Raw genomic sequence first — 12,400 nt, 5'->3', positions numbered from 1 at the left:
CCCCGCCGAAAACCCGAACAGGACGCCACGCCTGCTTCAGCGTGGCGTCCGGTGTTCGGGGCTCACTTCACCGTAAATTGAGACTCCCTGGGGTATCCCCCCAGCTGGCCGATCTTGTTACATGGGCGCGACCACACCCACCGGCCGCTGCAGGGCAGCCACAGTCGCAAACTTGGTCACGGACACTCGGTCCAATCTACCGTCAGCGCGCAAGCGACAATACGAAAGGGCCATAGCCCTTCACTATCATCGCATTTCGTACCTTCAGCCAGTGATGTGCGACCTATCGCGAGCAGGATCGTACAGATGCGACTGGGCACAGTTCAGGGTTTCGGCCAATGCGGGACCGACGAGAATCACAGCCGCCTGCCGCAGTCCGGCCGCCTCCACGCGATCGGCGATATCGGCCAGGGTGCCCCGGAGAACCTGCTGTTCAGGCTGGGTCGCGCGGTAGACCACGGCCACCGGGCAGTCCACGCCGTAGTCGGGCACCAGCTCCGGTGCCAGGGTCCGGATCCGGGTGATGGCGAGATGCAGGATCAGGGTCGCCCGAGTGTGCGCGAAATTTGCCAGCGCCTCCGATTCCGGCATCGCGGTCGACCGTGCGTGTGTGCGGGTCAACACAACCGACTGCACCTGTTCCGGCACCGTGAGCTCCGCACCCAGCAGCGCCGCGGCGGCCGCGTACGCCGGCACCCCGGGCGTCACGTCCCAGGGAATTCCCAGGGCGTCCAATCTGCGCTTCTGCTCGGTGAGCGCTGAATACAAGGAGGGATCGCCCGAGCACAACCGCGCGACGTCTTTGCCCTCGGTGTGTGCCCGCGCACAGTGCGCGATGATCTCGTCCAGGTCCAGCCGCTGCGTATCGATCAGCTCGGCATCCGGCGCGCAGTGCCCCAGCACCTCGGGGTCCAGATAGGTCCCCGCGTACAGGCACACCGGCGACCGCCGCAACAGCTCGACCGCCCGAACGGTCAGCAGATCCGCCGCCCCCGGCCCGGCCCCGATGAAATGCACTGTCATCGGCCGAGTCTCGCACACCCGCTCGGGCGAACCGCCCGGCCGCCACCAGCGGCTCTTTCTGTTTCGTACATCCAGCTCGCGGAATCGGCTGTCAGCCGCTGACCGAGAAGTCGGTGACGATCTTGGTGGGGCGGAGGCGCACCACGAGTTCGCCGGGGACGGCGTTGCGCTTGCCGAATTCGTCGGCGCGGTCGGGGCCCATGTAGCGGGCGGCGATGTCGGTGGCGGTGCGGAGGAGTTCGTCCGGGTCCTCGGAGATTTCGGCCACACCTTGGACCTGAACGAAGGAATACGGGGGTTCGGACACGTCCACGCAGAGGGTCAGGCGGCCGTCGCGCAGGATCGAGCGGCCCTTGGCCGTGTTCTTGCCGGTATTGAAGACGATCTCGTCGCCTTCGAGGATGAACCAGACGGGCGCCACCAGGGGGCGGCCGTCGCCCGCCACGAAGGCGAGCTTGCCGGTCCGGGTGCCCTCGGTCAGGAAGTCGCGTACACGCCGATCGGACAGTGAGGCCATGGGCGACACCGTACGACCTCAGATGGCCCCGCGCTCGCGAGCCCGGGCCACGGCGGAGGTTCGGGATTTGACGCCGAGCTTCGAATAGATGTGGACGAGGTGGGATTTCACGGTGGTCTCGGAGAGGAACAGGCGCTTGCCGATCTCCCGGTTGGAATGGCCGTCGGCAACCAGGCGGAGGACCTCGATCTCGCGGGGACTCAAGGTGGTGTCGGGCTTGCGAACTCGCGTCATGAGACGCGAGGCGACCGAGGGCGACAGGACGCTCTCCCCCTCGGCGGCCGAGCGGACCGCGGCCAGCAGTTCGGCGGGCGGGGTGTCCTTGAGGATGTAGCCGACCGCGCCCGCCTCGATCGCGCCGAGGATGTCGGCGTCGGTGTCGTAGTTGGTGACCACCAGGACATTCGGCGGATTCGGGAGATCGCGCAAGGCCGCGGTGGCGTCCGCGCCGGACTTGCCGGGGCCGAAGCGCAGATCCATCAGGACCAGGTCGACGGGGGTGGTGGAGCAGAAGGCCACGGACTCTTCGGCGGTCGCCACCTCACCCACGACTTCGATGTCGTCGGAATCGGTTTCGGCGACGCTGGAGTCCAGCAGCGCGCGCAGGCCCGCACGGACGATGGCGTGGTCGTCGGCGAGGAGGATGCGGATCATTTCTGCTCCGAGGGGAAGGTGGGCTGCTCCTCCAGGGGGAAGGAGACGGTGACCGCGGTGTGGCCGGGCTCGGATTCGACGTCCATGGTGCCGCCCTGCTGCTCCACCCGGCTGCGCATGGCATTGAGACCGAAGCTGCCGGAAGGGGATTCGGCCAGCACCGCGGGTTCGATACCGACTCCGTCGTCGACCACGTCCAGGTGCACGGCGTCATCGGCGTAGGTGAGGGTGACCCGCATGCGCTGAGCGTGGGCGTGCCGCACCACATTCGAGACCGCGCCCTGGGTGATGCGGACCAGGGCGGCCTCCATGGACATGGGTAGCGCCTGTGGCTCCCCCTCGACGAGCACCTGGGCGTCGAGGCCGGGCGCGGCGGCCCGCTCGGCAATGCGCCGCAGCGCGCCGGCGAGGGACTGGCCCTCGAGCGCGGCGGGCGTGAGTTCCGCTATGAGCTGGCGAGTTTCGACCAGGCTGTCGGCGGCGGTCTCGCGAGCCAGCCGGATCTTCTCCAGCGCGGGATGATCCGGGGCGGCGCGCTCGACGGCGTGCAGCAGCAGCTGAATACTGCTGAGGCCCTGGGCAACCGTGTCGTGGATCTCCTGGGCCAGGCGCTCCCGCTCGGCCATCTTGCCCGCGGTGCGTTCCCGCTCGGCGAGAGTGTTTCTGGTGGCGAGCAATTCGTCGATGAGGCGCTGCCGTTCGGCGGCCTCCCGGAACAGTGCCTGGTAGCCGAGCCCGATGGCCACCGCGACCAAGGCGCCGAGCAGCGGGCCGATCACACCCGCCACCGTCCAGCCGCGGTGCGCGGCGTACCCGACCACCGACACCACCGTGGCCGCGGTCACCGCGAGCAGCCCCCAATTGCGCGGCAGCAGATGCAGATACAGGAAGAACAGTCCGAACACCAGGTACACCGCCAGCGGAGCCACGATCACCAGGCCCAGCCACAGCAGCGTCAGCAGGCCCAGCCACACGCGTGCGGCGGGAAGATCGCGACGGAACCGGCCGCCGGCGAAGTAGACGCCGAGGAAAAGGCCCGCGAGCACCACGACCAGCACCCGATGCGAACCCGTCAGGAACTCCTGCACCGCCACCACGATGGTGAGCGCCACCACCATGACATGCAGTCCCGCCTGCAGGGCGGAGAAGACCGGGGTGAGTGGCGAGCGGTGCACGCGACCAGCTTATGCCCGGCTATTGCCGCGGCATCCATCGAAAGTAGGAAACGCCACCCCACCCTTGGCTGGTCCGGGAACCGTCCCGCTCGACGATGGTTTCCCGGGTCCGCGACGACACAGTGGAATCATGTTCGTCGCACTCAGAGATCTGCGGGCTGCCCGCGGCCGCTTCCTCCTCATTTCTCTGGTGGTCACGCTGGTCGCGCTGCTGGTGAGCTTTCTCAGCGGCCTGACGGCCGGTTTGGCGCACCAGAACATTTCCGCCATCCAGTCCCTGAAGACCGACACCGTCGTCTTCTCCGACACCGGGTCCTCCCCCTCCTTCGACGCCTCCACCTTGAGCACCGAGCAGGTACAGACGTGGCAGGCGGCGGGCGGCACCGTCGATCCGATCGGCATCAGCCGCACCCGCGCCACCCTCAACGGCGCGTCGCCCACCCAGGTGGCACTGTTCGGCGTCCAGGGCACGCCTTTCGGCAAGCGCGTGGCAACCGATCCGGGCTCGGTGATCCTGTCCAAGGCCGCCGCCAAGGACCTCGACGCCAAGACCGGCGACACCGTCGAGCTGGGCTCGGCCTCCTACACCGTGCAGGGCGTGACCGATGACGACTGGTACGCGCACACCCCCGTGGTGTGGATGACGTTGGCGGACTGGCAGTCGCTCAACCCCCACTCGGGCGCGGCCACCATCCTCGCGGTGTCCGGCGTGAGCGATCAGTCCGCGGTGAACGCGGCCGCGCACACCGCCACGACCAGCAGCAAGGACTCGCTGTCCGCGATGTCGTCGTACAAGGCCGAGAACGGGTCGCTGACCCTCATGACCGTCATGCTGTTCGCCATCTCGGCACTGGTGATCGGTGCGTTCTTCACGGTGTGGACCGTGCAGCGGCAGCCGGACATCGCGACGCTGAAGGCGCTGGGCGCGACCACCGGCTCCCTGATCCGGGATGCCCTGAGTCAGGCGCTGATCGTGCTGCTGCTCGGTGTCGGCGTCGGTGTCGGCCTGACCGCCGTGGCGGGCGTATTCATGGGCGGTGCAGTGCCTTTCGTGCTCAGCGTGAGCACGACGCTGTTCCCGGCCGCGGCGCTGATCGCGCTCGGCCTGCTCGGCGCGGCCTTCGCGCTGCGGTTCCTCGTCACCACCGATCCCCTCACCGCTCTCAACCAGGCCCGCTGATGACCACACTCCCCTTGCCTCCCAGGAGCATTGCGATGACCAACGCACTGACCGTCTCCGATCTGACCCTCACCTTCCCGGACGGCACGGACCGCATCACCGCCCTCGACCACGTGAACCTGCGGGTGACCGGCGGCGAGATCGCAGCCATCACCGGGCCGTCCGGCTCCGGCAAGTCGACCCTGCTGGCCACCGTCTCCACCCTGCTGCGCCCGGAGTCGGGGCGGGTGGAGCTCGAAACCGCCACGGGCACCATCGATCTCGCCTCGCTGAGCCGCCGCGACGCCGCGACCCTGCGTCGCACGTCGATCGGCATCGTGTTCCAGCAGTCCAATCTGGTCCCGGCGCTGACCGCCGTCGAGCAGCTCGAGGCCATGGTGCACCTGGGGCAGAGCTGGTTCGTCTCGCCTGCCAAGCGGCGCGAAGCCCGGTCGCGCGCACGGGATCTACTGGCCGCGGTGGGGCTCTCGGGGCATGAGAACAAGCGGCCGGCCCAGCTCTCGGGTGGTCAGCGGCAGCGGGTGAATATTGCGCGCGCCCTGATGAACGACCCGTCGCTGCTGGTCATCGACGAGCCGACCAGCGCATTGGATCAGGAACGCGGGGCGGCCATCATCGATTTGATCGTCGGGATCGTGCGGGAGCATGGAGCGTCGACATTGCTGGTGACGCACGATCTGTCGCATCTGGATCAGATGGACAGTGTGTATCGGATGGTGGATGGCGTTCTTACGCAGCAAAAGGCCGCGTTGGTCGCTTGAAATATGTTGTACAACTGGACAATTCGTATTTCCGACAGGTTGGCGGGGCGATAGAATAGAGGTATGAATTCGAAGGGGGAAGGACTCGAGGACTGCGGGATCGCCGAATTGGCGGCCGCAGTCCAGTCCCTTTCGAATTCCAGCCTGAAGGACTTCGCCGATGGTGATGTCGTTGAGCTGATGCAACGGTTGGAGACCTGCAAACGCCAACTGTCCGCACTGGATTCGCGGCTGATCATCGAAGCCTGCGACCGTTCTCTTCCGGAGGGCAGCGCGGCGAAGGACGTCGTGCCGTTCCTGCGTCAGACGCTGGGATTGTCGAAGTACGACGCGTCGCTGCGGGTGAAGATCGCCATGCAGTGTGGAGAGTTCTTCGAGCCGACCGGGCACCTGCGTCCAGCCACCCTGGCCAAGACCGCTGAAGCCTTTGAGGCGGGCGACATCTCCCGCGATCATGTGCGCAACATCATCGACGTGATGAACCACCTGCCCGCTGACATCCCCGTGCAGGCCCGCGCAGAAGCCGAGGAGGTCTTGGTCGGCCACTCCCGTATCGGGTGGCCCGATGATCTGCCCAAGATCGGCCGCGACATCCTCGCCCGCGTCGATCCGGACGGGAAGGTCGTCTCTGATGCCGACCGTCGCCGACGCCGCGGTCTGATCCTGGGTCGTCCCGGGGTGGATGGGATGAGCTGGATCGAAGGCTGGCTCACCCCCGAACTCCGCGCGCTGCTGGATGCTGTGTTCGCCAAGCTTGCGCGTCCGGGTATGTGCAACATCGACGACCTCGAAAGCCTCGCCGCCACCGCCGAATCCGTCGACTCGAAGGTTCTCGAGGCTGCTGCGCGTCGTGACCGTCGTGATGCGGGTCAGCGCACCCACGACGCTTTGTTCGCGTTGCTGCAGCCCGGGGTCGACCCTGCCAAGCTGGGTTCACACCGTGGTCTGCCGGTCCAGGCGATCGTGACCATGTCGCTCGATGATCTGGAGCGTGGCGCGGGTGTCCCGACGACCGCCTCCGGTGGCCATGTCTCTATCAACGAGGCGTTGAAGATGGCCGAGGGCACCAAGCCGGTCCTGGTCGTGCTCGACGCCGACGGAATGCCGCTCTACCTCGGCCGCTGCGATCGGTTGGCCTCTCCCGCTCAACGTTTGGCGTTGATCGCCCGCGACAAAGGCTGCACCCGCCCCGGCTGTGAGACACCGGCGAGCATGTGCGCGGTGCATCACATCACCGACTGGGCCAAGGGCGGACCCACCGACCTGAACAACCTGACCCTGGCCTGCGATCACTGCCATGCGCTGGTCAACGACAGTGCCGAGAGCTGGAAAACCGTTGTCATGGGCAAGGACTCCCCCTACCGGGGACGCACCGGATGGATTGCCCCGAAACGTCTCGACCCCACAGGCACCCCGCGCGTGAACGACAGGCATCACGTCGGGCAGCGGGTCGCCGCTGTGATCGAATCGAGTTGCCTGAGCTGGGGTTCACGGGCCGCATGAAACCTCGGCTGCGCATGTGCTGCTGGCGTGCGCAGGGACCGGGAAGTGTGGTTACGTCGCCTGCCCCACCGGACTCGGGCTGACGCCGGGTTGCGAGCTCTCACCCGCCGATCCCGGCTCAGGGCCCGAGCCAGATCACCTCCTAGAGACAAACCCACCACAAATCCACAGCGCTCTTCCTCCGAGTTGGACTCCCTTCCTGCGCATGCCCCGGCCCCGTGATCCAAGCGAATACCTCCTGCAGCGACATCCACATGCAGGTTCAAAGGCAAGCGGGCCGGTAGCCGAAGGCGCGTCCCCAAGCCCGGCCCCCTCCCTCCTCTGTCGATTGCCACCGCCGAGGGACCGTAGCGTTGCCAGTTGTGGGACCACCGACGACAGCGCAGAAGTGGAACAGGTTGTCGCACTGTCGATCGGTCTACGCCGCGTTACTGAACGACCGGTATGCGGCTACTCAAGACGCTTCCAGGAGTCGAATTAACGGAGGTTCTCGGCCGTTCCATCGATCGCAGGCCCACACCCTTCCGGCAGATGCGCGGCGATCAACGCAACCGCTTCTGCGGCAGTCACACTGGCTCCGATCATTCTCGGTCCGGTCACCATATTGGGTGTGCGTATGACTTCGAACCTCCCGGTGCCGTCGGGGACGACGCAAGGGACATCGAGTGAAAACGGGTATTGGGTGCATCTGCTCAGGTGCAGGGTCGTGACGCTGGTGAACGGAAACAGCACCCGTAGCTGTGGGTGGGCGTAGACGGTCTCGATCAGATCGTGGTCCAGGAAGCGACGGTAGTAAGTCTCATCGTTTCGGAGAAGATCCCATTTAGCCGCAACCAGGTTGTCGCCGTCTGAAGGCTCGCTAGATGAGTGTGCGCTGTCTGAATCCACGAGCGTGATTGTGCCCGTTCCAACGGTCTGCGTCACGTGCTGTCATCCGTGGACAAATGCACTCAACTCGGCAGTAGCGGACGTTCGGCCGGACTCGGATCGGCACGGCCAGTTGATCTTCCGACGCCCCGCGCTGGCCGGTTCGGTCAGCGCGGTATGCGGCTATTACAGGGCACTCCAGCTAGAAGGTCATCTGCCCGGTCAGCCGTTTCTGCATGTTCAGTGCTTACAAGTCCTGATCTTCCTCATCCCATTCGTCGAGCTTCACTTCTGCGAAGACCGCACTGATCGTCGGCATCGGTTCGTCGGGGCGGACGATCTCGATCCTCGCGCCGACCCTTAGCGCCAGGTCCATGAGTCGATCTAGTCGATCGGAGGGGACGAATCCCAGATCGAATCCGTAGTAGTCGTCCCGTGCGCAGACGCTGACGACCGCAACTTGCAGGTCCTGGCAGCGCCTGGCGAGGGACCAGAAGAAGTCTTCATGACCGCGAGGCCCCCACTCGTCACCCTCGTCGTACCAGTCCCAATTCAGTCCAGGCGGGCAGCCGTGCAACCGTTGAAGGTCATCGCGCACCTCGTTAGGCCCCACCGTGTAGTCGAAGAATGCGAAGGCGGCCGGATGCGCGATATAGCGCATGTCCGAATTGCTGAGCGGGCTCATCATGACTTCTTCCGGAGTCAGCTCACGCTCTTCGCCGTTCTCGAGCTCTTCGCTGAGGCGTGTAAGCGCGGTGTCGAGGTCAGGGGCGAGTAGTTCGATGATGCTGAGCAACGCAGCGTGTTGCCCTTCCGTCAAGATCACGCTGCCAACCTAGCCGCGGACACTGACGTTCTCCGCCGCGCGTCCCGCGACCCAGCAGCAGAGTGTGCCGAAGTTGCTTGCGGCGTGCGCATTCGGGAATCGGTACAGCGTCAATCGATCGCCGAAAACCGGAGTGACCCCGCACTCAACTCGGCAATAGCGGACGTCCTGCGCCGCACCGTGTTCCGAGCGCCGGCGCCCCGCGCTGACCGGTTCGGTCAGCGCGGTATGCGGCTTCTTAGAAAATGATGGGTAGGACCGGGTCCCGGCCAGGACTCGGTCCAGGTGCCCGGCGGGATGCTCTCCTATGCGGCTGCCCGCCAGCAGGATCGGTGTGGCTCACTCATGGCTTGCCGTCCCGCCGGGACACCGTGCGGGAGTGACTGAAAAGGGGCTTGCCCTGGCTCGAAGAAGCGGTGCCCTCCCCGTGCACGCACACCACAAGATTCGAGTCGGGAAGGGCCCGCGATGACCGTCATCATCGGCATGGATCCACACAAACGCTCGGCCACCATCGAAATCATTGACTCCTCCGGACAGATCCTGACCGCCGGCAGATACACCACCGACCGCCGTGTGTTCACCGAAATGCTCACCACCGCACGACGATTCACAGACCGAGTATGGGCGATCGAAGGATGCAACGGCATCGGCCGCCACCTGACGCACCGCCTGGTCCACGAAGGCGAAACCGTCATCGACGTCCCAGCCAAACTCTCAGCGCAGGTGCGGGTCTTCGCCACCGGCAACGGCCGCAAAACCGACGCCGTCGACGCGCACTCGGTCGCCACCGCCGCGTTACGCGCACCGAATCTACGACGCGTTCACGCTGATCCGGAACTCGTCGCGCTCGGGCTGCTCGCCGACCGGCGCGACGAACTCGGCCGGCTACGCACCCAAACCGTCAACCGCATCCACCGGCTACTGCTGGATCTGCTGCCCGGCGGGGCGAAGACATTCCTGTCCGCGACACAGGCTCGCGCTCTGCTGGCACAGATCACCGCCACCGATCCGGTCACCACGGTTCAGAAACGTCTGGTGAGCGAGCAGATAGACGAGCTCGGGGTCATCGACGACAAGATCAAGGCCGCGGACAAGGAACTGCGGCAACTCGTCACCGCCCGCGGCTCCACCCTGATGAGTTTGCACGGCATCGGACCATCCTCAGCGGCAAGACTTCTCGCCGACACCGGTGACATCCACCGATTCGCCACCCGGGCACGGTTCGCATCCTGGAACGGCACCGCACCATTGGACGCCTCCTCCGGCGATCAGCAGCGCCATCGTCTCTCCCGCTCGGGCAACCGCAGAATCAACCGGGTCCTGCACATCATGGCCATCGTCCAACTCCGCCACCGCACCCCCGGGCGCGCCTACTACGACCGCAAAGTGCGCCACGAGGCGCTTGATGTTCGAAGGGAGGTGCAAGACCTTCCTCGCCTGGTCGTCGCAGCGGCCGGGTTGAAGCTGGGAGCAGCCTGATCCGGGGAGTGCCGGTGAGGGTGGGAAGCAGCTCCGACGATGTCGGGACGTGCCAGTACTGCCAGATGGTGCGGGTCCGGCTAGCGAGGCTGGAGGGTACAACGTGAGTGAACCAGTGGTTGACGCCCCGTAAGCGTAGTACCGGCTCAAATCTGGTGGATACGGGCTGGGATGCAGTGCGCGACTTCTGTTTTGCGAGGAAGTCGACTCCGCCACCGCGTTTTTCGACCGGTGAGGAGGCCACGTTGAATGTCTGCGGCGTAGGCGTGGCGATGCTGCCGGGGTAGAGCTGGGTGCCTGCCTGGCCGATCGAACATCGAGTGAACGTGGGAACCATCCGTGGTCGTCCCGGCCACCGGGCAGCCAGCCCGGCCCGGGACAGGTCCGCTGCCGACTGATGACCGCGCGATGGGACGGAGGTCTCGTAGTAGTCCGAGCACGCGAGAGGTGTGCACATGGCGAAGGGGACCAGTGAATCTGCAAGGAGGACAAGGGAATGCCGGGAGGTCGTTGGTGAATACCGACGCACCGGAGGAGATCGCCCTGATCAGGGCGAAACGCCGGGTACTGGAGATCCAAACCAAACTGCACCGTTGGGCGAAAGGCGATCCTCATCGCCGGTTCGATGATCTGTTCAACCTCGTGGCCGATCCCGCGTTTCTGTTGGTGGCATGGGATCGGGTGCGCAGCAATACTGGTGCTCGCACGGCCGGAATCGACGGAAAGACCGTCTCCTACATCGAGAATCGTTCCGGGGCCGGGGATTTCCTGGCCCAGCTGCAATCGCAATTGCGTGACCGCAGTTTCCGGCCGATTCCGGTCCGGGAGCGGATGATCCCCAAGGTCGGCGGGAAGCTGCGCCGGCTGGGGATTCCGACCGTCGCCGACCGGGTGGTGCAGGCTTCGCTGAAGCTGGTGTTGGAACCCATTTGGGAAGCGGATTTCAAGCCGTGTTCCTACGGGTTTCGCCCGAACCGCCGCACGCACGACGCGATCGCCGAGACTCGCCATCTGGCTACCTGGACTTATGAATGGGTGGTCGAGGGCGACATCGAGGCATGCTTCGACACCATCGACCACGCGGCTCTTATGGACCGGGTGCGTCTGCGCGTCGGAGACAAGCGCGTGCTCGCGCTGGTGAAGGCATTTCTCAAGGCGGGCATCCTGTCTCAGGACGGCGCGCAGCGAGACACCGACACCGGAACCCCACAAGGGGGCATCCTTTCCCCGCTGCTGGCCAACATCGCTCTGTCGATCCTGGACGAGTACTTCGCCCAGGTCCCTGGCGGTCCGGCCACCAAGGAGTGGGAGCGCCGCAAACGCCGCCACCGCGGCCAGGCCAACTATCGGTTGATCCGGTATGCGGACGATTTCCTGGTCATGGTGTCCGGCGACCGCGTCCACGCCGAAGAGGCGCGAAATACGGTCGCGGCGGTCCTGGCCCCGATGGGCTTGCGCCTGTCGGCAGCCAAGACGATGATCACGCACATCGACGAGGGCCTCGACTTCCTCGGCTGGCGCATCCAACGCCACCGAAAACGAGGCACCACAAAGCAATTCGTCTACACCTATCCGGCCAAGAAAGCCTTGAAGGCAATCACGGTCAAGGTCAAGACGATCTGCCGGACCAACACCAACCGTCCGCTGATCGCGCTGTTGCACCGGCTCAACCCGGTGCTGCGAGGCTGGTGCAACTATTTCCGGCCCGGGGTATCGAGCTCGACCTTCCAATACCTGTCCAAGATCACGTGGTTCCAGGTGTTGCGATGGATCAGGCGCAAGCACCGCCGGATGGGCTGGAAAGAACTGCGCCGACGCTACTGCAGCGGCGGATGGTGGCCGACCACCGCCACGGGACAGCTGTTCGATCCGGGACGGGTGCACGTCACCCGCTACCGATACCGAGGCACAGCCATCCCCACGCCATGGACGGCCGCAGCATGAGGAAAACCCTTCCACCCGAAGGGATTCACGGAGAGCCCGGTGCCTGGTAACAGGCACGCCGGGTTCGGGAGGCGGTCCGGAGAAACCCACCGATGGCAACATCGGCAGGGCGCTCCGGGCCGACCTCACCGACTCGCCGGCAAAACCTCGATGGAAGCCATCCGCGCCCTGAAACGACGGCTGTCCAACGTCATCTACGTCCGCATGCTCGCTGACGAACAACAACGCGAATCAACAGGCCCGGGAGGGCAATCGGGAACGACTCTCAACTCCAGCGCGACCGGCTCCAACCCACACACCGATCCTTCGGACAAGCCACAACCCGGACCCACTCTCAAGGCTAAACCCACACCCCTGCCTACGCCTTGACCTAAAGACCTCCGATGCGATTAGTGGTCAAGCCGCTGAGCGTGTCGGAGGTGTGTCGTGGGTGGGCCCGAACGCTTTGGAAGGGTCGAACTTCTGGCC

General features: G+C 65.5%; 11 protein-coding genes. 5 read left to right on the top strand and 6 right to left on the bottom strand.

What is annotated here, in order from left to right:
- Nucleotides 1-264: 264 nt before the first annotated feature.
- From cobM to ACIRRA_RS41330, 4 genes are all read right to left on the bottom strand, one after another.
- Complete coding sequence (gene cobM, locus ACIRRA_RS41345; RefSeq protein WP_402780116.1) at nucleotides 265-1,023, bottom strand: precorrin-4 C(11)-methyltransferase; 759 nt, start codon at nucleotides 1,021-1,023, stop codon at nucleotides 265-267.
- A 91-nt stretch (nucleotides 1,024-1,114) separates the two neighbouring features.
- The gene (locus tag ACIRRA_RS41340) at nucleotides 1,115-1,540 is read right to left on the bottom strand and encodes a PPOX class F420-dependent oxidoreductase (protein ID WP_402780114.1); all 426 of its coding nucleotides are present in this window, start codon (nucleotides 1,538-1,540) and stop codon (nucleotides 1,115-1,117) included.
- A gap of 18 nt (nucleotides 1,541-1,558) precedes the next feature.
- Nucleotides 1,559-2,194: a LuxR C-terminal-related transcriptional regulator gene (locus tag ACIRRA_RS41335; protein ID WP_402780112.1), complete on the bottom strand. Its 636-nt coding sequence runs from the start codon at nucleotides 2,192-2,194 to the stop codon at nucleotides 1,559-1,561.
- Nucleotides 2,191-3,369, bottom strand: coding sequence for a sensor histidine kinase (locus ACIRRA_RS41330; RefSeq protein ID WP_402780110.1), 1,179 nt, complete (start codon nucleotides 3,367-3,369; stop codon nucleotides 2,191-2,193). The genes ACIRRA_RS41335 and ACIRRA_RS41330 overlap by 4 nt, the downstream gene beginning before the upstream one ends.
- Before the next feature lie 130 nt (nucleotides 3,370-3,499).
- Here ACIRRA_RS41330 and ACIRRA_RS41325 point away from each other — a divergent pair, with 130 nt between their 5' ends.
- From ACIRRA_RS41325 to ACIRRA_RS41315, 3 genes are all read left to right on the top strand, one after another.
- Nucleotides 3,500-4,549 (top strand): ABC transporter permease, encoded by a 1,050-nt coding sequence (locus tag ACIRRA_RS41325; RefSeq protein ID WP_402780108.1) that lies wholly within the window; start codon nucleotides 3,500-3,502, stop codon nucleotides 4,547-4,549.
- A gap of 35 nt (nucleotides 4,550-4,584) precedes the next feature.
- Entirely contained in the window at nucleotides 4,585-5,310 is a 726-nt protein-coding gene (locus ACIRRA_RS41320; protein ID WP_402780105.1) for an ABC transporter ATP-binding protein, read from the top strand.
- 63 nt (nucleotides 5,311-5,373) lie between these two features.
- Complete coding sequence (locus ACIRRA_RS41315; protein ID WP_402780103.1) at nucleotides 5,374-6,813, top strand: DUF222 domain-containing protein; 1,440 nt, start codon at nucleotides 5,374-5,376, stop codon at nucleotides 6,811-6,813.
- A 477-nt stretch (nucleotides 6,814-7,290) separates the two neighbouring features.
- Here the strand turns inward: ACIRRA_RS41315 and ACIRRA_RS41310 are convergent, their stop codons facing one another.
- Complete coding sequence (locus ACIRRA_RS41310) at nucleotides 7,291-7,737, bottom strand: DUF6193 family natural product biosynthesis protein (protein ID WP_402780101.1); 447 nt, start codon at nucleotides 7,735-7,737, stop codon at nucleotides 7,291-7,293.
- Nucleotides 7,738-7,927: 190 nt separating this feature from the next.
- Complete coding sequence (locus ACIRRA_RS41305) at nucleotides 7,928-8,506, bottom strand: hypothetical protein (protein ID WP_402780099.1); 579 nt, start codon at nucleotides 8,504-8,506, stop codon at nucleotides 7,928-7,930.
- Between the two features lie 468 nt (nucleotides 8,507-8,974).
- Here ACIRRA_RS41305 and ACIRRA_RS41300 point away from each other — a divergent pair, with 468 nt between their 5' ends.
- Together ACIRRA_RS41300 and ltrA are read left to right on the top strand one after the other, a co-directional pair.
- Complete coding sequence (locus ACIRRA_RS41300; protein WP_402780097.1) at nucleotides 8,975-9,988, top strand: IS110 family transposase; 1,014 nt, start codon at nucleotides 8,975-8,977, stop codon at nucleotides 9,986-9,988.
- 513 nt (nucleotides 9,989-10,501) lie between these two features.
- Complete coding sequence (gene ltrA / locus ACIRRA_RS41295) at nucleotides 10,502-11,932, top strand: group II intron reverse transcriptase/maturase (protein ID WP_402780120.1); 1,431 nt, start codon at nucleotides 10,502-10,504, stop codon at nucleotides 11,930-11,932.
- Nucleotides 11,933-12,400 lie beyond the last annotated feature (468 nt).

The organism is Nocardia sp. NPDC101769 (assembly GCF_044766925.1).
Lineage (GTDB): Bacteria > Actinomycetota > Actinomycetes > Mycobacteriales > Mycobacteriaceae > Nocardia.
The sequence above is the reverse complement of the archived record's forward strand: the minus strand, read 5'-3'. Positions and strand labels throughout refer to the sequence as shown.

Coding starts and splice junctions, on each gene's coding strand:
- cobM (WP_402780116.1), bottom strand. CDS start 1,023: ATGACAGTGCATTTCATCGGGGCCGGGCCGGGGGCGGCGGATCTGCTG.
- ACIRRA_RS41340 (WP_402780114.1), bottom strand. CDS start 1,540: ATGGCCTCACTGTCCGATCGGCGTGTACGCGACTTCCTGACCGAGGGC.
- ACIRRA_RS41335 (WP_402780112.1), bottom strand. CDS start 2,194: ATGATCCGCATCCTCCTCGCCGACGACCACGCCATCGTCCGTGCGGGC.
- ACIRRA_RS41325 (WP_402780108.1), top strand. CDS start 3,500: ATGTTCGTCGCACTCAGAGATCTGCGGGCTGCCCGCGGCCGCTTCCTC.
- ACIRRA_RS41320 (WP_402780105.1), top strand. CDS start 4,585: ATGACCAACGCACTGACCGTCTCCGATCTGACCCTCACCTTCCCGGAC.
- ACIRRA_RS41315 (WP_402780103.1), top strand. CDS start 5,374: ATGAATTCGAAGGGGGAAGGACTCGAGGACTGCGGGATCGCCGAATTG.
- ACIRRA_RS41300 (WP_402780097.1), top strand. CDS start 8,975: ATGACCGTCATCATCGGCATGGATCCACACAAACGCTCGGCCACCATC.